Origin of the sequence: Solirubrobacter soli DSM 22325, assembly GCF_000423665.1 — a bacterium.
In the GTDB taxonomy this organism is placed as follows: Bacteria; Actinomycetota; Thermoleophilia; order Solirubrobacterales; family Solirubrobacteraceae; genus Solirubrobacter; species Solirubrobacter soli.
Map to the genome: position 1 here is coordinate 62,750 of NZ_AUIK01000020.1, position 21,065 is coordinate 83,814.

21 protein-coding genes and 1 pseudogene are annotated in these 21,065 nt (G+C 69.4%); 4 read left to right on the forward strand and 18 right to left on the reverse strand.

Annotated elements, in window-relative coordinates; genetic code table 11:
- Window positions 1–12: 12 nt before the first annotated feature.
- The 4 genes from G569_RS0114115 to G569_RS0114130 form a co-directional block, all read right to left on the reverse strand.
- The gene (locus tag G569_RS0114115) at window positions 13–1,500 is read right to left on the reverse strand and encodes a biotin carboxylase (RefSeq protein WP_053226348.1); all 1,488 of its coding nucleotides are present in this window, start codon (window positions 1,498–1,500) and stop codon (window positions 13–15) included.
- Window positions 1,501–1,502: 2 nt separating this feature from the next.
- Window positions 1,503–2,918, reverse strand: coding sequence for an amidase (locus G569_RS48335; RefSeq protein ID WP_053226349.1), 1,416 nt, complete (start codon window positions 2,916–2,918; stop codon window positions 1,503–1,505).
- A complete protein-coding gene (locus G569_RS0114125) occupies window positions 2,918–4,324 on the reverse strand; it encodes an amino acid permease (protein WP_053226350.1) in 1,407 nt (468 codons plus the stop codon). Before G569_RS0114125 ends, G569_RS48335 begins: the two co-directional genes overlap by 1 nt.
- A gap of 345 nt (window positions 4,325–4,669) precedes the next feature.
- Entirely contained in the window at window positions 4,670–5,227 is a 558-nt protein-coding gene (locus G569_RS0114130) for a hypothetical protein (RefSeq protein ID WP_028063883.1), read from the reverse strand.
- Between the two features lie 201 nt (window positions 5,228–5,428).
- Here G569_RS0114130 and G569_RS57920 point away from each other — a divergent pair, with 201 nt between their 5' ends.
- Window positions 5,429–6,025 (forward strand): ANTAR domain-containing response regulator, encoded by a 597-nt coding sequence (locus G569_RS57920; protein WP_053226351.1) that lies wholly within the window; start codon window positions 5,429–5,431, stop codon window positions 6,023–6,025.
- Window positions 6,026–6,035: 10 nt separating this feature from the next.
- Here G569_RS57920 and G569_RS62570 read toward each other — a convergent pair whose 3' ends face one another.
- From G569_RS62570 to G569_RS0114165, 4 genes and pseudogenes are all read right to left on the reverse strand, one after another.
- Window positions 6,036–6,248 carry a hypothetical protein gene (locus G569_RS62570; RefSeq protein WP_028063884.1) on the reverse strand — a complete coding sequence of 71 codons (213 nt, stop codon included), beginning with the start codon at window positions 6,246–6,248 and terminating at the stop codon, window positions 6,036–6,038.
- A 149-nt stretch (window positions 6,249–6,397) separates the two neighbouring features.
- Window positions 6,398–7,152 (reverse strand): annotated as a pseudogene (locus tag G569_RS66355) (phosphoketolase family protein); the annotation flags it as partial.
- 97 nt (window positions 7,153–7,249) lie between these two features.
- Window positions 7,250–7,951 (reverse strand): VIT1/CCC1 transporter family protein, encoded by a 702-nt coding sequence (locus tag G569_RS0114160; RefSeq protein ID WP_306765012.1) that lies wholly within the window; start codon window positions 7,949–7,951, stop codon window positions 7,250–7,252.
- Window positions 7,952–7,975: 24 nt separating this feature from the next.
- Window positions 7,976–9,145: a cation:proton antiporter gene (locus G569_RS0114165; RefSeq protein ID WP_028063888.1), complete on the reverse strand. Its 1,170-nt coding sequence runs from the start codon at window positions 9,143–9,145 to the stop codon at window positions 7,976–7,978.
- A 450-nt stretch (window positions 9,146–9,595) separates the two neighbouring features.
- Here G569_RS0114165 and G569_RS65975 point away from each other — a divergent pair, with 450 nt between their 5' ends.
- Window positions 9,596–9,727: a hypothetical protein gene (locus G569_RS65975; protein WP_306765013.1), complete on the forward strand. Its 132-nt coding sequence runs from the start codon at window positions 9,596–9,598 to the stop codon at window positions 9,725–9,727.
- Window positions 9,727–9,975 carry a hypothetical protein gene (locus G569_RS65335; protein ID WP_028063889.1) on the forward strand — a complete coding sequence of 83 codons (249 nt, stop codon included), beginning with the start codon at window positions 9,727–9,729 and terminating at the stop codon, window positions 9,973–9,975. Before G569_RS65975 ends, G569_RS65335 begins: the two co-directional genes overlap by 1 nt.
- A 320-nt stretch (window positions 9,976–10,295) precedes the next feature.
- On the opposite strand, the gene G569_RS0114180 is transcribed toward G569_RS65335, so the two are convergent.
- Genes G569_RS0114180 through G569_RS57945 form a run of 10 tightly spaced genes read right to left on the reverse strand, consistent with a single transcriptional unit; the run spans window position 10,296 to window position 19,588 of the window.
- Window positions 10,296–11,360: a 2,3-butanediol dehydrogenase gene (locus G569_RS0114180; protein WP_028063890.1), complete on the reverse strand. Its 1,065-nt coding sequence runs from the start codon at window positions 11,358–11,360 to the stop codon at window positions 10,296–10,298.
- 3 nt (window positions 11,361–11,363) lie between these two features.
- Window positions 11,364–12,596: a metabolite traffic protein EboE gene (gene eboE / locus G569_RS48355; RefSeq protein WP_037496605.1), complete on the reverse strand. Its 1,233-nt coding sequence runs from the start codon at window positions 12,594–12,596 to the stop codon at window positions 11,364–11,366.
- Window positions 12,596–13,678, reverse strand: a complete 1,083-nt coding sequence (locus G569_RS0114190) for a zinc-dependent alcohol dehydrogenase (RefSeq protein ID WP_028063891.1) — start codon at window positions 13,676–13,678, stop codon at window positions 12,596–12,598. Before G569_RS0114190 ends, eboE begins: the two co-directional genes overlap by 1 nt.
- Window positions 13,675–14,640: an alpha-ketoacid dehydrogenase subunit beta gene (locus G569_RS0114195; RefSeq protein ID WP_028063892.1), complete on the reverse strand. Its 966-nt coding sequence runs from the start codon at window positions 14,638–14,640 to the stop codon at window positions 13,675–13,677. Before G569_RS0114195 ends, G569_RS0114190 begins: the two co-directional genes overlap by 4 nt.
- 10 nt (window positions 14,641–14,650) lie before the next feature.
- A complete protein-coding gene (locus G569_RS0114200; RefSeq protein WP_037496736.1) occupies window positions 14,651–15,838 on the reverse strand; it encodes a dihydrolipoamide acetyltransferase family protein in 1,188 nt (395 codons plus the stop codon).
- A 26-nt stretch (window positions 15,839–15,864) separates the two neighbouring features.
- A complete protein-coding gene (locus G569_RS0114205) occupies window positions 15,865–16,845 on the reverse strand; it encodes a thiamine pyrophosphate-dependent dehydrogenase E1 component subunit alpha (RefSeq protein WP_028063894.1) in 981 nt (326 codons plus the stop codon).
- 13 nt (window positions 16,846–16,858) lie between these two features.
- Window positions 16,859–17,311 carry a VOC family protein gene (locus G569_RS48360; RefSeq protein ID WP_053226352.1) on the reverse strand — a complete coding sequence of 151 codons (453 nt, stop codon included), beginning with the start codon at window positions 17,309–17,311 and terminating at the stop codon, window positions 16,859–16,861.
- Between the two features lie 8 nt (window positions 17,312–17,319).
- Entirely contained in the window at window positions 17,320–18,390 is a 1,071-nt protein-coding gene (locus tag G569_RS0114215; protein ID WP_037496607.1) for an SDR family oxidoreductase, read from the reverse strand.
- Window positions 18,390–19,151, reverse strand: coding sequence for an SDR family NAD(P)-dependent oxidoreductase (locus G569_RS0114220; RefSeq protein ID WP_028063896.1), 762 nt, complete (start codon window positions 19,149–19,151; stop codon window positions 18,390–18,392). The genes G569_RS0114215 and G569_RS0114220 overlap by 1 nt, the downstream gene beginning before the upstream one ends.
- Window positions 19,148–19,588, reverse strand: a complete 441-nt coding sequence (locus tag G569_RS57945) for a cupin domain-containing protein (protein ID WP_053226353.1) — start codon at window positions 19,586–19,588, stop codon at window positions 19,148–19,150. Before G569_RS57945 ends, G569_RS0114220 begins: the two co-directional genes overlap by 4 nt.
- Before the next feature lie 177 nt (window positions 19,589–19,765).
- Between G569_RS57945 and G569_RS48370 the strand changes: the two genes are divergently transcribed.
- Window positions 19,766–21,052 (forward strand): M24 family metallopeptidase, encoded by a 1,287-nt coding sequence (locus G569_RS48370; RefSeq protein WP_211232990.1) that lies wholly within the window; start codon window positions 19,766–19,768, stop codon window positions 21,050–21,052.
- Window positions 21,053–21,065: the final 13 nt, after the last annotated feature.

Consider the following 21,065-nt stretch of genomic DNA (forward strand, 5'->3'; position numbering starts at 1 on the left):
CTTGTCATATTGCTACCCCGGCTGCTTGAGGGCTACCAGCCTCACCGGCGCGGAAGGCTCGCCCGGGGCCACCGGCGTCCCGGCGAACTGCGCCTTGAGCGCGTCGATCCACTCGTGGCACCGCTCGGTCAGCTCGCCGTCGTCGTTCTGCATCCGCCCGCGCGCGACGAGGATGCCGAGGTCGGCGCCCTTGTAGCGGTACTCCCCGCGGGTGGCGATGCTCAGATAGAACGCCTCACCCTCGTCGATCAGGCTGTGCCAGTCGTTGGCCCAGCGCCCGAAGGAGATCCTCCCCCGCTCGTCGAGCCGCCAGACCCCCGTCTTCGGCGCGGCGGTCAGGAGCTCGATCTCGGGGTTGGTCTCCTTGATGATGATCTGACTCCAGACGTCGTCACCGGCACTTTGCGCCCAGCGGCGGTTGATGTCAGCCACGTCGATCTCGTACGGGACGTCCATGTACTCGAGCAGGTGGAACAGGAACAGCGGCATGTCGGCGTAGGCGCCGGCGGTCACGTTGGTCATCGAGCTGATGCCGCTGAGGCGCGGGTTGAGCTCGCCCAGATACAGCTCACCCGAGTCCTTGTCGACGAGGAAGTCAACCTCGAAGAACCCCCGGTAGCCCTCTTGCGAGAGCCGATTGCCGAGCTTCTCGGTGAGGTCGCGGGCTCGCGCGCGATGCACCTTCGGCAGCGCGTCGTGATAGATGTCGTTCCCGCACCATCCGCCCTGGTACGGCGTCAGTTCGGGACAGCCGATCATGCTGGTCATGAATGGCCCGACGACGGTGCCGCAGCGGGTCAAGCACGCTTCCAGGCACACCTCGAAGTTGTTGATCCGCTTCATGATCTTCAGCTCGCCGCCGACGAGCTTCTCGGCATGGCGGTCCCAGTCGCGCTGGCCGCGGATGAAGAACGTCGTCTTCCCCGAGTCGCCGTACGCCGTCTGGACGACGAGATCGTCACCCAGCGATGCCGCGTCGGCGAGCGTCTGCAGCTCCTGGTAGGTCGACGCCCAGGCCATCGTGTTGGGCACGCTCGGCAGGCCCGCCTCCTCGGCCAGCCGGGTCGTCACCAGCTTTGAGTCCAGCCGGGAGCGCAACTCGGCCGGGGGATGGATGACCTGCAGGCCGGCCTTGGCGGCCAGCGCCTCGGTCTCACCGTCGAACATGACGAACGCAGCTTTTCCGCCAGGCCCTCGCGCTGCCATCCACGCGAGGATCTCGGGGTCGCGCAGCAGGTGGTTGCAGACGTCCTCGATCGACGTGAACTCGCGATGCGTGCGATCGGTGGGCACGACGACGCGCGGATGCCCGCCCTCGAACGAGTCAAAGAAGGTGACGTAGAAGAAATTGCGCACCCACCGGTCGATCCCTAGCAGGTTGAACGCCGTTGGAGAGATGAAGTAGATCGGCGTCTCGTTGGTCCGGAAGAACTGCCGGATCTCGGCGATGCCACGCAGCGTCGGGTCGGCAGGGGCGTGCACGACAGCGCTCTTCAACATGGTCACTTCTCCAAAGTCTCGAATTCGGTTGGACGGGCGCTGAAATCGACGAGTCGCTCGATCGCCTCGGCCGCGGCGAGCACGGCGCCGTCGCTCCCGCGCGGACCGAGTACCTGCACCGAGACGGGCAGCCCGTCGTCGCCGAACCCGACGGGCACCGCGCAGGCCGGCAAGCCGGCCAGATTGGCGTCATAGAGGAGCCCGCACCAGTCCAGCCACGGGGCTTCGACCGGGAGCCCGCCGATCCGCCGCGGGTGCGCCGACCCGTGCGCGAAGGCCTCGATGCCGAGGGTAGGTGTGAGCAAGACGGACGCGCCCGATCGGTCGAAGAGATCGACGTAGGCGCGATGGATCGGTTCCCTCGCCATCTGCGCGCTCACGTACTGCTCGCGCGTCACACGGCCGCCGTGCGCCATGAACTCGGCGGCTGCCTCACCGAGCAGGGCATGATGATGCTCGAACGAGGAGGCCTCGGCATGTCTGGCCTCGGCCGTCGCGATCGTGGACCACGTCATGACTGACGACCCCAGACCGGTCGTGTCGTCGATGATCTGTGCGCCGGCGTCCTCGAGCAGCGCAATGACGGTCCGGAAGGCTGCTCGCACGTCGTCGTCGAGCGGCGCGAACCCGAGGTCCTCTGATGCCACGACTCGCAGTCCGCGCGGGTCAGCGACGGGGGTGTCGAGAGCGTCGACGTCGAGGCTGTGCCGGTCGCGAGGATGCCATCCGGCGAGCGCCCGGAGCATGAGCCGTGCGTCGGCCACCGAGCGCGCCATCGGGCCATAGGCGACCAGCGTCTTCCAGGCCACCGCGCACGGCTCGCGAGGGACGAGCCCGAACGTCGGCTTGAACCCGACGAGGCCGCAGAAGGCCGCCGGGATGCGAATCGAGCCGCCCCCGTCGCCGCCGAGCGCGAGCGGGCCGAGGCCGGCCGCGACCGCGGCGCCCGCTCCGCCGGAGGACCCGCCGGGCGTACGGCCGAGGTCCCACGGGTTGCTGGTGCGTCCGTTCACCGGCGAGTCCGTAGTCCCGAAGTAGCAGAACTCCGGCGTCGTCGTCTTGGCGAAGATGACCGCTCCAGCCGCTTCGAGCCGCTCGACGGCCACCGAGCTCTCAGCCGGGACGAAGGCCTCGAGCGCGCGCGACCCGGACGCCGCGCTCACGCCGGCCAGGTAGTGCGAGTCCTTGATCGTGACCGGCACCCCGCACAGCGGCCCGCCGCGCCCAAGCGTCAGGTCCGAATCCGCCGCCAAGGCCGCGCTCCTGGCGCGCTCGTCCAACCGCACCGCGAACGGGTTGATGGGCCCAGCGAGACGGTCGGCGCGGCCCAACACCGCCTCGAGCACCTCGACCGCCGAGACCTCTCCAACCGCCAGCGCCGAACGGAGCTCGACGGCCGAGCGCAAGCAGGGGTCCATCAGGTCGCCAGGGCGGGTACGCCGCGCCGCCGCCGGAGCAGGTACGCCCCGCTCACGACCGCCAGTGAGATGAGGCTCAGCACCAACTGCGAGCGGCTGCCCTCGATGAACCACATCGACCCGACAACCACCACGATGGCGACCATCGCGAGGTAGGTGAGAACCGGAAACAACCACATCCGCACGCGGATCAACCCCGGGCTCTCGCGTTCGAGTTGCCGCCGCATCCGAAGCTGTGCAGCGCAGATGAGGAAGTAGACGAACAGCACGATCGCCCCGGACGAGTTCAGGAGGAACAGGAACACCGTGTCCGGCGAGATGTAGGCCAGCGCGATCCCGACGTAGGCCACGCCCGTGCACGAAAGGATCGCTTTGACCGGCACGCCACGCGCATTGACCGCGAGCAGCGAGTGCGGCGCGTCACCGTTGCGGCTGAGCGAGAGCAGCACGCGGGAAGCGGTGTAGATCCCGGAGTTCAGACACGACAGCACGGCCGTCAGGACGACCGCGTTCATGATGTCGGCGGCGCCCGGAATCCCCATCACGTCGAACGCGGCGACGTAGGGCGAGTCGCCGAGCTTCGCGTCGTTCCATGGCAGGATCGTGACCAGCAGGACGATCGAGCCGACGAAGAAGAGCAGGATGCGGGAGACCACAGCGTTGGTCGCCTTGGCGATCGCCTTCTCCGGGTTCTTTGCCTCCGCGGCGGCGATCGTCACGATCTCCGCCCCGACCATCGAGAAGATCACCACCACGATCCCGCTGAAGATCGCCACCGCCCCTTTGGGGATGAAGCCGTCGTGCGCGGTCAGGTTGCTGAAGCTCGGGCCCTTGTCGGGCCATAGTCCGAGCACGTAGGCCGCACCGATGACCAGGAACACGATGATCGTGACGACCTTGATCGAGGCGAACCAGAACTCGAACTCCCCGTAGGCGCGGACCGACCACATGTTCGTGGCGGTCATCAGGATCGTCAGGACCAGCGCCATCAGCCACAGCGGGCCGTCGATCCAGCGCTGCAGGATGCTCGCTCCCGCCACCGCCTCGAAGCCGACGACGATCACCCAGAAGTACCAATACAGCCATCCGCTCGTGAAGCCCGCCCCGTCACCGAGAGAGCGACGGATCAGTTCCGTGAACGAGCCCAACGTCGGATGAGCGGTGGCCATCTCGCCGAGCATTCGCATCACCAGCACCACGAGGACGCCGGCGAGTACGTACGAGAGGATCGCGGCCGGCCCGGTGACGCTGATCACCGCGCCCGATCCGACGAAGAGACCGGCGCCGATCACGCCGCCGAGGGCGATCATCGTCAGATGCCGCTGCTGGAGTCCGGCCTGCAGGTGCGCGGCTTCGGGTTCCGGCGGCTCCGGACTGCTCACACGCTGCGGTGCGGTGACGGACATTCGGGCTCCTGGCGCTTGCGTTGTGCGCCGACCGTCGTTCGGTCATGCGCTACGCCGGCCAAGGGTTGGAGCCGGAACCATCGCTCCGCCGAGGGATGAAAGCCGAGCAAGGTGGAGACTACCACCGCGCACCGCCCAGCAAGGCGCAGTCGCGGGGGAAGTCGCTGACATGCCGACCGAGCACCCCACGGAGCCGACCGGCCCCCCGCGTGACCCCCGAACCGGTTCGGGACGTGCACGATGCTGCCGGGGGCCACGCGCCGAGCGTCCCGGGGTGATGATCCCGCTGTAATGCCCCGGCGGGTCAGGCCGGGGCGGGAGGCTGACGGAACCAGCGGGTCGCCGCTACGCGACGGGGACAGCGGCGGCGGTTGCTGAGCGCTCACGTTTGCGGGCACCCGCTGGGATAAGCGCCGCGAGCGTGAGGACGGCGAAACCGATGCCACTGAGCAGCAGGGCAAAGCCCATGACGATCGCGAAGGTGGCCACGCGTTCGGCGAAGAAGGCGGTGTTGAGCGCAGTCGTCAGCGCGGTCTCGGTGACCCAGATCTGACGCGCCTGGTTGGCGACCGGCTTCTTGGTCTGCGGGTCGACGGCCGCCAGGGCCTTGTCGTCGGTGGGGTTGCCCTTGGCGTCGAGGTACTGGCCCATCTGCGAGTAGGTCTTGCCGGCGGTGGCCTCGAGCGTGTGGTGGCGCATGATGGCCGCGAACGCCTGCGCCTCGCTGCCCGTGTCGACCAGCTGCCCGGGGATCGTCGAGTCATCGGTGCCGACGATCTGCTCGGCGGCCAGATCGGTGCGCACCTGGCTACGCCCGTTGAACCCGGTGAAGATGGCGCCGATGCCGAAGGCGATGAGCACGATGCTGGCGGCGATGCCGCCGTACTGGAGGAGCTTGCGCATCCGATGTCTCCTTGAAACTGCGTTGCCTGGTGAAGCTCACCTCCATCTCACCGGAAAACGACGCACCGCGCGTCCGCAATCGGGCGCTGACCAGCTGCGGGAAAGCCGCAGGGCCGCCGCGCTGGTCAGCCACGAGCGGACTGGCCGTCACGTCCTATGAGCGCCGCCCTCGTGCGTTTAAACTTGTGTCGGCGGCATCTCATGAGCTATCACGACACCGATCACCTGCGGGTCCTGATCGCCAATGAGCGCAGGGATCGCCTTGCGCTCGTCGCGCCGATCGTGGCTGCCCTGGGGCACGAAGTGATCGCGCGCGAGATCGATGTCGCCGACGTGGGTGCGGTGACCGCGCGAGAACGGCCCGACGTCGCGCTCGTCGGCCTCGGTGAGAGCTCTCAGCACGCCCTGGACCTGATCGACAAGATCGTGCATGAGGCTGCCTGCCCGGTCATCGTCCTTCTGCACGCGCGCGATCCGGCGTTCATCAAAGAGGCGTCCAAGCGTGGCGTCTTCGCCCATATCAGCGACGCGGACGTCGAGGACTGGCAGAGCTCGATCGACATCGTGCTGCGCCGCTTCGCCGAGTACCACGCCCTCGAAGGCGCATTCGGACGGCGCGCGCTGATCGAACGCGCCAAGGGCATCCTCATGGAGCGCCATGGGATCGGCGAGGCGGAAGCTTTCGCACTGCTGCGCGACCACTCCCGGATCTCCAACCGCAAGCTGATCGACCTGGCTACCGCCATCGTCGACGGACATCGGCTGCTACCCAAAGGTTCAGTCGGCGTGCCGCAGTGACCGCTCGTGCTCAGCCAGGGGTGGCACCGGCCGGCAGCGCCGCGCAGGCGCGCGCGAACTCGTCGACCGCCGCCCAGTCGGTGAAGTCATAGTCCCGGCTGGCATCGGTCGAATGGTCTTGGCGCTTCATCAGCAGGCGCGTCGCGAAGTCGTACTCGCGATATTGGTCGAACCGGCTGTCGGAGAGCCCGTGCGGATGCTCGCTCTCGGGCTGCAGGCGCATAGGTCGACGACGTTGATCAGGCGCACGCGCAACTCTGGAGGTGGTGGCGCCGGAGCGCCGCGGCGGCGACGGTCTCGAGCGTCGGGATGTCCCCCGCGCAGGCCACGATCACGTTGACGTAGTCGCGCGAGCGCAGGCAGTGGTCGGCCGACGACCTTGAGTCCGGTCCAGCCCTTCGGCGTGCGCAGGACGATCATCGGCCATGCCGGTCGCCTGGTCTCTCCCGCGCGTGCGCGTAGTCGGATCCCGGCGGTGTCGTCGGCGACCTCGTCCAGTGTGGCCGCCGTCAGCTGGTGCATGGCCTCGGGCTCTGAGTCCTCGACGAACCGGGGCGCATGGCCGTAGCCCTACAGCAACGCTCGCAGCTCGCGCTCTCCGATCCGCGCCGGCACCGTTGGGTTGGCGATCTTGTGGCCGATGAGGTGCAGCACCGGCAACACCGCGCCGTCGCGTGCGGCGTTGAGGAACTTGTCCGCGTGCCAGCTCGCGGCGAGCGGGCCGGTTTCGGCCTCCCCGTCGCCGATGAGCAGCACTTCGCTGTAGGTCCCGTCGAGGTAGGTGTTCGCGACGAGGCCATGTCAGCCGTGGCCGGGACCAGTCACGTACAGCACGCCGAGGTCACGTTCGCGGATCAGCCGGTTCAGATGCGCGTACACGAAGTTCAGCCCGGTGTCGTGCCCCAGTGCCCGAGCAGCCGCGGCTTGACGTTCTCCATCGTGAGCGGCTCGCGCAGCAGGGGTTGGCAAGCAGGTAGATCTGCTCCGACCGAGAGGTAGTTCGCCGCGCGCCAGTAGCCGTCCAGCACGGACAGTTCCTCGGCCGAGAGCGGCTGCGCGAGCGGGACGGTCGGGGTGAGAAGGTCGGTCGTGCGGCTCCTGTCGGGTGGCGGCGTCGACGCGCCCATGCCGGCCAAGGGTTGGAGCCGGGGACTGCATTCGCTCGCCGTGGGTTGAGGCGAAGCGAGGACAGCGCGTACACCGCGAGCGTGCGAAGGCCGTGCGTCAGGCGACCGTGCCGACCAGCACGCCAACGCCCGCGGTGATCGCCATGGCGACCGAACCCCAGATGACGATCCGGATCGAAGCGCGACGCTTCGGAGCCCCTCCGAGCCGCGCGCCAAGATCCCCGAGCCATCCAAGCGCGATCAGCGTTATCGCCACCGTGCCGCCGATCCGCAACGGCTTCGGAAGCGCGGCGACTGCCACCAACGGCAAGGCCGCGCCAGCCGTGAAGGACAGCGCGGACGTCCACGCCGCCTGGAACGGACGAGCCAGTCGCCGCTCGTCCAGACCGAGCTCGTCGCGCGCGTGCGCCTCGAGTGCCCCCTTGCGCGAGAGTGCCTCCGCCACGTGGCTCGCCAGCTCCGGCGTAAGACCTCGCCGTTCGTAGATCCTGGCGAGCTCGATCAGCTCGCCCTTGGGATCGCTGAGCAGCTCGCGTTGCTCGAGCCGGATATCGGCGCGCTCGGCGTCGCGTTGTGAGCTGACCGAGACGTACTCGCCCGCGGCCATCGACAGCGCCCCCGCGGCCAGTCCGGCCACCCCGGCGGTGACGATCGCGGCACCCGATGCGCCGGACGCCGCGACGCCGAGCACGAGGCACGCCGTCGAGACGATGCCGTCGTTCGCGCCGAGCACCGCCGCGCGCAGCCAGTTGGAACGGTGGCTGAGATGCACCGCGGGATGCCGCGTAGAAGCGCGCACGCCGAGTCGACCGTACACCTCCCGTCAGCCCGCTTCGAGCGCTGGCCGCGGCGCACTCGCCGATGGCTTCGTGCGACGGCTGAGCAGGTCCGTTCCGAGCGCGCAGAAGCCGAGCGTCGTCAGTGCCGCGAGCGTCAACGCGGCGCCCAGGCCCGGAGTGATGACGTGTTCTTGGAGGCCGATCTGGACCACCGCCGCGGGCACGCCGAGCTGGGCCGTCGCGACGAGGGCCGCCGCGGGCGGCTGTCGCGTGGCCACCGCAGCGATGGCGTGAACGGCGAGATTGAGCACGATCAACACGCCCGTCACGATCAGCAGATGGGGGTGGTCGACCAGCGCACTTACATCCAGCCGTGCGCCGAGCACGACGAAGAACAGCGGGACGAAGAAGCCTTCCGCGACGCCGCGGACCTGACCCGACAGGCGCTTCGGTCCTCCGATCCCGGCCACGACGAGGCCCATGGCGAACCCACCGAGGAGGACGCTGGCGCCGCTCTCCTCGGCAATCCACGCCAGGCCGAAGAGCACCGCCAGTGCGAGCCGCAGATCCAGCGCCCAGCCGCGGCGCTTTGAGCGCTTGCGCAGACGGTGGACCCACGGCCGCGGGCGGAGCGAGCGGGCGACATAGAAGACGATCAGCGCACACGCGGCGATGAGCAGGCCGCCGAATGCAATATTGACGACCCGGCTCGGCTGCAACACCAGAGGAACGGCGAGGATCGCGGTCACGTCGGCGACGGTGACCTGGGCGATGACGACCAGCGCCTCCGGGCCGTCGAGCCTTCGTTCCTGCAACGTGGGCAGCACGATCGCCGCCGAGCCCGAGGCCAGGACCACGCCGTACACCGCGGCATGGCCGGTCCCGGTCAGCTCGCCCGCGACCAATGCACCGACGGAGGCGGCGATCGCTGCCACGCCCGCCGCCAGCGCGCCCCGCCCGAGGGCGCGCCGCAGCCGCCGATCGCGCAGCGGAATGTGCATCCCCACGGTCAGCATCAGCATGGCGAACCCGGCCTGCGCCAGAAACGACACCGTCGCGTCGTCGGCCTGGATGACATTCAGGCCGCTGCGGCCGAGGATCACGCCGGCGAGGATCTCGCCGGCCACGACCGGCACGAACACTCGCCGGCTGGCCGCCAGCAGCGGACCGGCCAGACCGGCGGCCACGATCAGGGCGAGGTCGCCGAGGCTCACCGGGCGAGCCTACGCTGCGCGTGCCCGGACGTTGAAGCGCGGAGCAACTCCGCGAGCCGCAAGAGAGGTGGTAGCCGCACGCAGCGGCGGCAGGGGGCCACCGCCGGGCCGGGCCGGGCGCTATCTCGGCACACATTCGCTGGTCGACTATCTCGCGCTCTTCGAGTGCCTGCTGTTCAACGCTGACCCAAGAACTGTCATGCCCACTCGGAGGAATCAACGGCTTCGGCCCCAGCGGACGCGGCGTCGTCCGTGCGTCCGTCGAGTCCGCGCGCTCACCGAGCGCGACTCCGCCGACCCGCCATAGACGGACCTCGGCGTCGACGTCGTGATCGAAGCGACCGGCAAGTTCCGCTCGCGCGCCGACGCGACGCGCCACCTGGAGGCCAGAACGCGGAAGGCCATCCTCTCCGCGCCCGCAAAGGCGACGAGCCTGCCGACGCGAACCTCGTGCTCGGCGTCAACGACCACCTCTATGACCCCGAGCGCCACCGCATCGTCACCAACGCGTCATGCACGACCAACTGCCTGGCGCCTGTGGCCAAGGTCCTGCACGAGACCGTCGGCATCCGCCACGCGTGATGACCACCATCGACGCCTACGCGTCCGACCAGCACCTCCACGACGCGCCGCATAAGGACATGCATCGCGCCCGTGCCGCCGCGCTCAACCTCTTCCCCACGTCCACCGGTGCCGCCAAGACCCTCGGGCTCGTCATCCCTGAACTCGCCGGACGCCTGAACGGCTACGCCGTCCGTGTCCCGCTCGCAACCGGCTCGACCGTCGAGCTCGCCGCGCTGGTGATGGCGGAGGTGCCGGTGCTCAGGTGATCTCCCGGCCCGTGCCGGACGTCGTCGATTCACTCGAGGGGCAGCTTCTCTTAGCTGTCGCGACAAGTAGGCGACGAGACCCTGGTCTCTTATCGCGACAACATCCAGATCGTCCAGAGCGTCCAATGTGTTCACCGGCGTGGACGGAATCGACCGCATAGAACGAAACGACACGCATCGCGCAGGCGCGAACCAGGTTGAGGGCCCCGTCCGGGCTAACCGGGTGGAGGTTCGAGTCCTCTTCGGCGCATTGCACGAAAGCCCCGCACCCGCGGGGCTTTCGCCGTTCATCGGCTGCTGGACGGCCTGGCCCCCGGCGGCTAGGAGCCGACCGCGACGAGCACTTTGACCTCGGCGCCCTGGGGATCGGCGAGGACGTCGAAGCCGCCGCTCACGACATCGCCCGCCTCGACCCGAGCCGTGATCACGTCCTGAACCGGCAGGTCGCCGTTCGCGATCAGCGCGGCGATCCGCGGCCAGTCGTAGACCTTGTAGCACCAGGTCCCTTCGATGGTGAGGTCGTTGAGTGACCAGAGCATCGGGTCGACCTCGGTGGTGCCGACGTGCAGACCGGTCTGGACGACGACGCCCGCGCGCCGGGTCGCGCGCACGCAGTCCGAGAGCGCGCGGCCGTTGCCAGCGCACTCGATCGCGACGTCGACGCCGACGCCGCCGGTGCGCGCGCGTAGCGTTTGCACGATGTCCTGGGCGGTGGGATCGAGAATGTCCGACGGCGCGAGCTTCTCAGCGTGCGCGCGGCGCTGGGCGTTGGGCTCTGAGAGGTAGACCGCGGCGGCGCCGGCTGCCTTGGCGCAGAGCACGGCGAGCGCGCCGATCGGGCCGCCACCAGTGACCAGGACGGTGTCTCCTGGGCCGACCTTCCCGCGCTCGACGCCGTACATCGCGACCGCGGCGGGTTCGATCAGCGCGCCTTGCTCGTACGACAGCGACTCGGGGATCACCGCGGCCTGGTACTCGAGCACGATCGCCTGCTCGCCCAGCCCGCCCCACGCCCAGCTGAGTCCGACGCAGCCCATCTTCTCGCAGAGGTGGTTGAGCCCGCGCACGCAGAAGTAGCACTGCCCGCAGTAGGCGAGCGGCATGATCGCGACGCGGTCGCCGACCGCCACGGTCCGGACGTCCTCGCCGATCGCGAGCACGTCGGCCGAGAACTCGTGCCCGAGGATCTGCGGGTTCTGTGCGCCGGTCAGCGGGTGTGGCTCGACGGGCGTGACGATCGGGCCGGCAACGTACTCGTGCAGGTCCGTGCCGCAGATTCCGCACCAGCGCGGCTGGACGAGGATCTCGTGCCCGTGGGGCGCCGGCGGGTCCGGGACGTCCTCGACGCGGATGTCCCGGCGACCGTGGAAGCGAACCGCACGCATGTATCAGCCCTCCAGAGCGGTGGTCAGTGGGCGCTGGCCGAGCTCGGCCGCCGCCCATTCGATCTCACGTGAGACGTAGTCGACGATGTCTCCCGTCTTGAACTCGTCGGGAAGCACGTCGAACGTATACGTCTCGATCTCCACGTGTCGTGACAGCGGGCGCTCTCGATGCAGGGCGAGTGCGTCGGAGGTCTGCGCGCGGGTCGTCTGCACCGCCCCGAGGTGCCCGAGGAAGATCGGCACGTGGAAGTGGATGCGCCATTCACGCGGCGCTCCGCCTGGGTCGGCGGCGTACGCGGCCAGCGCGTCCTCGAGGTTCAGGTAGTGCGTGATCGCGCTGCCGCGGCGTTCGACGGTCTGGGTCAGGTAGATCGTGCCGGCGAAGCGCTCCAAGCGCTCGACCTCGTCCGGGCGGACCTCGGGCACGCGCAGCGCGGCGGCGAGCTGGAACTTGAAGATCGGGATGCCCGCGTCCACCAGCTTGTTCAGCGCCGGGCGTGGATCCTCGAACTCGACGGCCTGGTGGCCGACGTCGTAGACGAGGCCGATGTGGCGGCGCAACGCGGCCGTGGCCTCTGACACGGGGAGGCCGGCGAGCGCGGCCAGTGTGCGCGCCGCGTCGCCGCTGTAGAGGTGGTTCGCGAAGTAGTCGATCGCCTCGTCCGCGGTTTCGACGAAGCAGGCCGGCTCTGGCTCGATCGCGAGCGTGATCGTCTTGCCCGTACGGCGCTCGAGCTCGACCAGGTGCGCCGCGACGCGCAGCACGTTGCGGCGGTAGGAGTCGATCACGTCCGGCCCCGTGACCTTGGGCTTGAAACCCATCGGGGGCGTCTGGATCGACGGCTGGACCTCCGCGGGGGAGATCTCGGCCAGGAGGTCCGCGACCTGGCACGTGTAACGCACGCGGTCCTCGGTCTCCCAGTCGGGCTCGTACACGCGCTCCTTGACCAGCACGTCCTTGAAGCCGCCGTAGACGAACGCGTTGACGGTGAACACGTAGAGGTCGTTCTCGAGCAGGAACGTGCGCAGGGCGTCGCGCGCTGCGGCGTCGGCGGCAAGCGTCGCCGCGGACGCTGCCGAAACGCGCAGACAGAGACCGAACGGCGCGTCCGGTGACACGCGGGCCTTCACGCGTGGGACGTAGGTGGTGAGGCTCTCCCACAGCTGGTCCAACGTGTCGCCGGGATGGACGAGCATCGAGTACGTCAGGTGGCCGAGCCCGTTGCCGAGCCGCATCAGTAGCGCGCCGGTCGAGTGGTCGCCGCCGACGGATCGAACAGCGCCTTGATGCGATCACTGGAGCCGTTGGCGAGGGGGCGGATGCCGGCGTCGAGCACATCGTCGAGCGGCAGCACGTCGGGCGCCACGTCCGCCCAGCCCACCTCACGCGCAGCGAGCAAGCGCAGCGCTTCCGGGAAATCGTCGGCGACGACGTGGGCGACCGTGCCGATCAACTCGAGCTCGTCGAGCGTGACCCGCGCCATGTCGACCGGCGGCGGGGCCTTCTGCACTCCGACGGCGACGATGCGCCCGCCGCGAGGCGCCAGCCGCAGCGCCTGTTCGAGGGCCACCGCCGCGCCCGAGGCCTCGAAGATCACGTCCGGGGCGCGGTCGAGCGCCTCTTCCAACGTCTCTCCCGCACTCACGTCGACCGTGCGGGCCGCGCCGAGCGCCGCGGCGATCTCGAGCTTCTGCGGGTCGGTGTCCGCGACCACGACGGTGGCGCCCATCGCGCTCGCGGCGTAGGTGAGGAATGAGCCGATGCCACCGACCCCGATGATCGCGGCCAATTCGCCGTCCGCAACACGACCACGGCGAGCAGCGTGGACGGCGATCGCCATGGGCTGTGCGAGCGCGGCGGCGTCAGCGCCGAGGCCGTAGGCGCCGGCGTCGAAGCAGATGGCCGCCGGTGCCAGTACCGCCTCGGCCAGACCGCCGTCCTGATGGAACCCGATCGTGGCGTATGTGGTGCAGAGGTTCGTCCGGCCGTCGCGGCACGGCCCGCACGTACCGCACGACATCCCGGCGCCGCACGCGACGAGCACGCCGGGTCGCAGGTCGTCGACGCCGTCGCCAACGGCCGTGACCTCGCCCGCGAACTCGTGCCCGAGCGTCAGCGGGCCCACATGTCCGGTGACCGGGTGCGGGGTGTCGAGCGGCCGGACGAGGACAGGGCCCTGCTTGTACTCGAGGCCGTCGGTGCCGCAGATGCCGACCGTGCTGACCCGGAGTAGGACCTGTCCCGGGCCGGGCGCGGGCAGGCCGTCGACCTGCTCGACGCGGACGTCGCCTGCGCCGTGGAAACGAACCGCCTTCATCCGAGCCGCTCCTTGATGTTCGCGGCGATCGTCTCCGCCGAAGGCAGGAAGTCGGCCTCGAGCGGTGGGCTGTACGGGATCGGCTGGTCGGGGGTGGCGATTCGCCAAGCGTCGTCGAGATCATGGAGGGCCTCCTCGACCACACGGGCCAGCACTTCGCCCGCCCAACCGCCTGTGCGCGGCCCCTCCTCGACGACGACGATGCGGTTGGTCTTGGCCACCGATGCCAAGACCGTGTCCATGTCGAGTGGGCGCAGCGTGCGCAGGTCGATCACCTCGGCGTCGATGCTGTCGTCGGCCAGCTTCGCCGCGGCGTCGAGGCAGTCGGTCACCGACTTCATCGCCGAGACGAGCGTCACGTCGGCGCCCGCGCGCCGAACCTCCGCGCGGCCCAGTTCGGCGGCGGCGCCGTTGACCTCTCCCTTGACCGAGTACAGGCGCTTGTGCTCGAGGAAGAGCACTGGGTTGTCGTCGCGGATCGAGGCTTTCAACAGCGCCTTCGCGTCGCCCGGCGTCGACGGCGCGACGATCTTCAACCCCGGCACCCCCATGAACCAGCTGGCCGGGTTCTGCGAGTGGATCGCGCCGAAGTTGCCGCCCGCACCGAGCGTCGAGCGCACGACCAATGGCACCGACGCCTGCTCGTTGGACAGGTACCAGTACTTCGCCGCCTGGTTGACGATCGCGTCCATCGCCAGCGGCAGGAAGTCGCCGAACATGATCTCGATCACCGGGCGCAGGCCGTTGACCGCGGCGCCGAACGCCGCCCCGGAGATGACCAACTCTGAGATCGGCGTGTCGAAGACGCGGTCGGCGCCATGGCGTTCGCGCAGCCCCGGCGTGACCGCGAACACGCCGCCGGGTTTGGCGACGTCCTCGCCGAAGAACACGACTGACGGATCACGCTCGAGCTCCTCGTCGAGCGCGTCGCGGATCGCCTTGCGGAACTCGATGGTCTCCACGGGTTTCCTCCTACACGAGCAGTCGAAGTGGCTCCTGCAGCCCCGCGCGGACGTCCGCAAGGAACGCCGCAGCATCCGCTCCGTAGAGGATCCGGTGGTCGGAGCACAGCGTGAGCGTCATCACATGTCCGAGCCGCAGCTCACCATCGCGTACGACGGGACCCGGCTCGAGCGCGCCGACCGCGAGGATCGCCGCCTGCGGCGGGTTGACGACGGCGGTGAACCGCGTGACGCCGAACATCCCGAGGTTCGAGATCGTGAACGTCCCGCCGGCCAGCTCGGGCGGTGTGAGCTCGCCGTTTCGCGCGCGCTCGGCCAGCCGCCGCGTCTCGGCGGCGATCGTGCCGATCGACTTGACGTCGGCGTCGGTGACGACCGGTACGAGGAGCGCGTCCTCGGCCGCGACCGCCACGCCGATGTTGACGCGCGTGTAGCGCTCGATCCTGCCGTCGCGGTAGGCGCCGTTCACGCGCGGGTGCGCGGCGAGCGCGCGTGCGCAAGCCTTGATGACGAAGTCGTTGTACGACGGCGCCTCGCCAAGGTCGCGCTTGAGCTGCGCCCGCAGCTCGACCAGCGCAGCCGCGTCGACGCGCATCTCGACCTCGAAGTCGGGGACGGTCGCGCGCGAGTCCGACATCCGCCGCGCGACGGTGGTCTGCAGCCGCGAGAGGTCATCGAACGAGACCGCGCCCTTGGCGCCGTCAGGAGCGGTGGGCGCGCCCGGCCGTTCGGCAGAAGAGGGCGGCGAGGTCGCGGCCGCGGGCGGCGGCGCGGTGGGCGGGGGCGCCGACGCGGCGGGCGGCGCAGCGGCGTGGCCCTGCGCGGCACCCGCGCAAGGCGCGGCCGCGGCGCGCTCCACGTCGCGCTTGACCACTCTCCCCCGCGGGCCTGAGCCCGGGAGCAGCGTGGCGAGGTCGATCGCCAGGTCGGCGGCGATCCGGCGTGCGACGGGCGAGGCCGGGACGCGACCGTTCCCGTCACGCTCCGGGAGCAACTCCGCGAGCGGCGCGCCGAGCGCGACCGTCTCCCCTACGGCGGCGAGCTGGTGCAAAACGCCGGCGGCCTCGGCTTCGTAAGGCATCGTGGCCTTGTCGGTCTCGATCTCGACGAGCTCGTCGCCCACCTCGACGACGTCGCCGTCGGCCTTGCACCAGCGGACGATCGTGCCCTCCTCCATCGCATCCGAGAGGCGGGGCATGACGACGAGCGTCGCGGCCGCGGTCGTCACGGGCGGAACTCCGCGTCGGAGTCGGAGGGCTCGGGGTACGGAGCGGCGAGCGCCTCCTCGGCGATGCGCTCCATGTCGGCGTCGACCGCCTCGTCGACGCCCGAGATCTCGTCGTCGCCGATGCCGAACCGCTCGCGCAACGCCGCTGCCGCGACCTTCAGCGGGTCACGCTCGCGCCATGCGTCAAGCTCGCCGGGCTTGCGGTAGGCAGCGGGGTCACTTCGCGAGTGCCCGACGAACCGGTACGTCAGCGCCTCGAGGAACACCGGGCCGTCGCCTGCACGCGCCGCGGCCACCGCGGCGTCAGCTGCCGCCCGCACCGCGAACACGTCCATCCCGTCGACCTGTGACGCGCTGATGCCGTAGCTGCGCGGGCGATCGATGATCTGCCCGGCGGTGACCTCCTCCCATGGCGTGAACTCGCCGTAGAGGTTGTTCTCGCACACGAACACGACCGGCAGCCGGTTGACCGCGGCGAAGTTCAGGCACTCGTGGAAGTAGCCGTGGTTGGTCGCCCCGTCGCCGAAGTACGCGACGGCCACGCCGCCCCGTGCGCGCAACGCCAGCGCAGCGCCCACCGCGGCGGACATGCTGCCGCCGACGATCCCGAACGAGCCGATCAGCCGGTGCTCGAGGTCGATGACGTTCATCGATCCCGCGCGTCCGCCGCATACGCCGGTGCTGCGGCCGAGCATCTCGTCCAGCAGCGCTCGCGGATCGACGCCGATCGACAGCGCATGCCCGTGCCCGCGGTAGGTGGCGGCGACGCGGTCGTCGGGACCGAGTGCGCTGCCGACCCCGGTCGCGACGGCCTCCTGGCCGATGTACAGGTGCGTCGTCCCGTGCACCTCGCCTCGGAGGAAGAGCCGCTGCACGGTCTCCTCGAAGCGCCTGATCAGCCGGACGGTGCGGTAGAGCTCGAGCGCGTCGGCCGGTGCCGGCTCGGTGGCTTTCGGCTCGCTCTGTGAAATCGTCATGTCCACCTCGATGTCAGGCGTTCGAGTACGCGATCTCGACGAGCTCGACCAGGATCCCATCGGGGTCGCGGAAGTAGACCCAGCGCCAGCCGGCGAGCACGCCGTCGTCGACGACCGTCACGTCGCTGAGGAAGTCGACGCCCAACGCGCGGAGCCGTTCGACCTCGGCCGCCACGTCATGCACATGCAATGCGACGTGCTGCGAGCCCAGTGCGTTCTGCGGCAGCGGCTCCGCGACCGGCGACGCGGGCTCGACGTACTCGAGCAGCTCGAGCAACCCGTCACCGACGGCGAACGTGACCAAGCGCAGCTTGGCGCCGGGTACGCCGACCTTCGCGCCGAGCCCGGGGTCGTCGAAGACCCCGCTCGGCTCGGAGGCGAACGGAAGCCCGAGGACGTCGTGGTAGAAGCCGATGGACCGATCGAGGTCCGAGACCGTGATGCCCGTGTGATGGATCGCGTGCATGTCAGCTCCTACGCGCTCGGGATGATGCGCTCGCGCCGGAGCGCGTCGAAGACATCGAGGAACGAGGCGGCGCTGTCCTGGTACGAGAGAAAGCCGAAGCGCCGCGACTTGCCCATGCTCGTGAAGGTCTCGAGCGTGCGCCCGAGGTCCGCGTCGGTGTGCCACCAGGAGGCCAGTTGCTCGACGCGGTACGACCGCAGGCCGTACCGCTCGACCATCGTCTCCCAGAGCGGGCCGGCGTCGCGCATCTGTTCCTCGAGCGGCGTCGGAGCGCCGGGGTACGGCGCGGCCTCCAGGCCGAGCCCCTCGGCAACGACGCGCCACATGCGCTTCCAGCGGAACACGTCGCCGTTGACGATGTTGAACGCTTCGTCGGCCGCCGCCGGCGTGGTCGCGGCCCATTCGAGCTGCGCCGCCAACAGCCGCGCGTCGGTGATGTCGGTCACGCCCTCGTATTGCTCGGGGGTGCCCGGGAAGACGAACGGTCGCCCTGTCTGTTTGCAGATCGAGCCGTACACCGCGAGCGTGACGCCCATGTTCATGGCGTTGCCCAGCGCCCAGCCGATCATCGTGTGCGGACGATGCACCGACCACGTGAACCCTTCACGCTCGGCCGCCTCGAACAGGATGTCCTCCTGCTCGTAGTAGAAGTTCTCGTACGGCAGCCGCGGCTGCTCCTCGACGAAGGGCGTGTCGGGCTTGGTCTGCGCGTAGGCCTCGAACGGCCCGAGATAGTGCTTGAGCCCAGTTACCAGCGCCGCGTGCTGGAGCGAGCCGCCCACCGCCTCGAGCACGTTGCGCAGCATCGCGCCGTTGACGCGGATGTTCCCCGCCTCGTCTGCCTGCCGGGACCACGTGCAGAAGAAGAGATGAGTCGGCCGCGTATCCGCGAGCGCGGCTCGCGTGGCCTCGGCGTCTGTGATGTCGGCGGCGACGTGGGCGACGCCCTCGGGCACCTCCGCGGCGCGGCGCGAGACCCCCGTGACGCGCCACCCGTTGCCCGCCAGCCGACGGGCGACGTTGTTGCCGGAGATCCCGGTGACGCCGACGACCAGCGCGTGACGATCGGAGCCGGACATCAGTGGAGTTGCATCCCGCCGGTGACGTTGATGCCCTGCCCGGTCATGTTGCGCGCCTGGTCGGACGCGAGGAACGCGACGACCTCACCGACGTCCTCCGGCGTCTGGGGGCGCCCGAGCGGGACGCCGGCGATGAACTCATCGAACGCCGCTTCGCGCGTGATGCCCTTGTTCGCGGAGAGCTGGTCCAGGAGCGGCTCCCACAGGGGCGTGCGCACGACGCCCGGGCAGACGGCGTTGACGTTGATGTCGTAGGCGGCGAGCTCTTTGGCAAGCCCTTGGGTGATCCCGATCACGGCGAACTTCGAGGCCGAGTAGTGCACGAACAACGGGATCGCCTCCTTGCCGACCATCGAGGCGACGTTGATGATCTTGCCCGCGCGCCGCTCGATCATGTGCGGGGCAACCGCGCGACAGACCAGGAAGACGCCTTTGACGTTGATGTCGAAGACGCGGTCCCATTCGGCCTCGTCGATCTCGACGAACGGCAAGCTCTTCGACACGCCCGCGTTGTTGACGAGGATGTCGATCCGTCCCGCGCGCTCGATCGTCTCGTCCACGAGCGCAGAGATCGATCCGGCGTCAGTGACGTCGACCTGCGCGGCCCGCGCGCCGATCGCGGCCGCGGTCTCCTCGGCGCCGGTGCCGTCGACGTCGGAGACCGTGACATCGGCACCGTGACGGGCGAGCGCCTCTGCGATCCCGCGCCCGATGCCCTTGGCGGCGCCGGTCACGATCGCGGTGCGGCCCTCCAGGGTCATGACGCCTCGGGGATGTACCCCGCCTCGCTCAGCGACGCCGCGCCGTGGTAGGACCAGACCATCACCGCGGTCTCGGTCTCGGACGTGTTGCGGAACCCGTGCAGCTCGTCGCGCGCCACGAAGACGGCTTCGCCCACGCGCATCGACACGTCCGCATCGCCGACGCGCGCGACCCCTTCACCCTGAATCAGGTACTCGACCTCTTCCGCGTGCGGGTGCCGATGGATCTCGTGGGTGCTCCCGGGCGGGAAGTACGTGACGCCGAAGACCGACTTCTCGGCGCCCACGGTCTCGCGCGTGACGAGCCAGCGTACGTCCATGTCGATCCACCCGGGCTCACCGGCCTCGGGACGGTCGGCGGCGCTCGTGCGCACGGACTCGAGACTGGTCTTCTGCGGATGCTCGTCGACGACGGGTCGATCGGTCTGGCTGGCCATGGCTCCTCCGGGTGTCTTGGCGATTCAAACTTACTGGACATTTGCGCCAAGTGTCAATCCATAGTCGACGCCACTCCACAAAATCCCTGCATACAGCCGTTCATCTTGACTTTACGCGGTCCGTGGCGTTTAGTGTGAGCGGACAAACGGCCCTCGAAGACCAGGGAACAAGCCACCGTGAGCAACGCATCACCGGGCGCCACCATGGGCGTCGATTGGGAACAGCGGATCGACTTCGCCAAGCTGCGGTCGGATCGGCTGGAGCGGGCGAAGGCCTCGCTCGAGCAGTCGGACCTCGGCGCCTTGCTGCTCTTCGATCCGAACAACATCCGCTACACCACGAGCACGCACATCGGAGAGTGGGCGCGCGACAAGAACGCGCGCTTCGTCCTGCTTCCCCGCGGACACGATCCGATCCTGTGGGACTTCGGATCGGCCGCGCGCCATCACCAGCTCTACGCGCCTTGGCTGCCGGAGGAGTCCTTTCAGGCCGGCGTGACCCCGATGCGCGGTGCAATGCCGGACGAGACCGGCGTCCCGGACGCGATGGCCGCCCAGATCGCCCACGCGCTGCGTGAGCGCGGACTCGAGGGCGAGCCGGTCGGCATCGACATGACCGACATGGTCGCCCTGCACGCGCTGCACCGCGCAGGCATCCCGACGACGGACGGCTCGCAGGTGATGCTGCGCGCTCGCGAGCTCAAGACCCCGGAGGAGATCGAGCTGCTCGACCACGCGGCGGCGATCGTCGACGCGGTGTACGAGGAGATCTATCGAATGCTGCGCCCGGGCGTGACGGAGAACCAGATCGTCGCCCATGCCATGCGCTTCCTGTTCGAGCTCGGCTCCGAGCAGGTCGAGGCGATCAACGCCGTCACCGGCCCGCGCAGCAACCCGCACCCGCACGTGTTCTCGGACCGCCTCCTGCGCCCCGGCGACACCGCCTTCTTCGACATCATCCACTCGTTCATGGGCTACCGGACGTGCTACTACCGCTGCTTCAGCGTGGGCACCGCGAGCCGCTCTCAGCTCGACGCCTACAAGCAGTGCCGCGAGTGGCTCGACCAGGCGATCGCGCTGATCCGCCCAGGCCAGACGACGGACGAGATCGCGCGTGTGTGGCCATCCGCGGAGGAGCTCGGCTTCCCCAATGAGGAGGCCTGCTTCGGGCTCCAGTTCGCGCACGGGTTGGGCGTCGGCCTCTACGAGTCGCCGATGATCTCGCGCTTGCACTCGCTCGAGCGCCCGACGGAGATCAAGGAACACCAGGTGTTCGCGATCGAGACCTACTGCGCGGGAAGCGACGGCGTGTCCGCCGCCCGGATCGAGGAAGAGGTCGTCGTCACCGAGACCGGCTGCCGCATCATCACCCGTTTCCCGGCCGACGAGCTGCTCGTCGCCGGCCGCGTCTACGTCCGCGGCGCCGACCTGATGCCCACCGCCGAGCCGACGCCGGCAGCGTGATGTCCGACGACGC

What these genes read in the sequence shown, in the direction of transcription:
- G569_RS0114115 (WP_053226348.1), bottom strand. Translation starts at nt 1,500, where the DNA reads ATGTTGAAGAGCGCTGTCGTGCACGCCCCTGCCGACCCGACGCTGCGT.
- G569_RS48335 (WP_053226349.1), bottom strand. Translation starts at nt 2,918, where the DNA reads ATGGACCCCTGCTTGCGCTCGGCCGTCGAGCTCCGTTCGGCGCTGGCG.
- G569_RS0114125 (WP_053226350.1), bottom strand. Translation starts at nt 4,324, where the DNA reads ATGTCCGTCACCGCACCGCAGCGTGTGAGCAGTCCGGAGCCGCCGGAA.
- G569_RS0114130 (WP_028063883.1), bottom strand. Translation starts at nt 5,227, where the DNA reads ATGCGCAAGCTCCTCCAGTACGGCGGCATCGCCGCCAGCATCGTGCTC.
- G569_RS57920 (WP_053226351.1), top strand. Translation starts at nt 5,429, where the DNA reads ATGAGCTATCACGACACCGATCACCTGCGGGTCCTGATCGCCAATGAG.
- G569_RS62570 (WP_028063884.1), bottom strand. Translation starts at nt 6,248, where the DNA reads ATGCGCCTGCAGCCCGAGAGCGAGCATCCGCACGGGCTCTCCGACAGC.
- G569_RS65335 (WP_028063889.1), top strand. Translation starts at nt 9,727, where the DNA reads ATGACCACCATCGACGCCTACGCGTCCGACCAGCACCTCCACGACGCG.
- G569_RS0114180 (WP_028063890.1), bottom strand. Translation starts at nt 11,360, where the DNA reads ATGCGTGCGGTTCGCTTCCACGGTCGCCGGGACATCCGCGTCGAGGAC.
- eboE (WP_037496605.1), bottom strand. Translation starts at nt 12,596, where the DNA reads ATGCGGCTCGGCAACGGGCTCGGCCACCTGACGTACTCGATGCTCGTC.
- G569_RS0114190 (WP_028063891.1), bottom strand. Translation starts at nt 13,678, where the DNA reads ATGAAGGCGGTTCGTTTCCACGGCGCAGGCGACGTCCGCGTCGAGCAG.
- G569_RS0114200 (WP_037496736.1), bottom strand. Translation starts at nt 15,838, where the DNA reads ATGCCCCGCCTCTCGGATGCGATGGAGGAGGGCACGATCGTCCGCTGG.
- G569_RS0114205 (WP_028063894.1), bottom strand. Translation starts at nt 16,845, where the DNA reads ATGACGATTTCACAGAGCGAGCCGAAAGCCACCGAGCCGGCACCGGCC.
- G569_RS48360 (WP_053226352.1), bottom strand. Translation starts at nt 17,311, where the DNA reads ATGCACGCGATCCATCACACGGGCATCACGGTCTCGGACCTCGATCGG.
- G569_RS0114215 (WP_037496607.1), bottom strand. Translation starts at nt 18,390, where the DNA reads ATGTCCGGCTCCGATCGTCACGCGCTGGTCGTCGGCGTCACCGGGATC.
- G569_RS0114220 (WP_028063896.1), bottom strand. Translation starts at nt 19,151, where the DNA reads ATGACCCTGGAGGGCCGCACCGCGATCGTGACCGGCGCCGCCAAGGGC.
- G569_RS57945 (WP_053226353.1), bottom strand. Translation starts at nt 19,588, where the DNA reads ATGGCCAGCCAGACCGATCGACCCGTCGTCGACGAGCATCCGCAGAAG.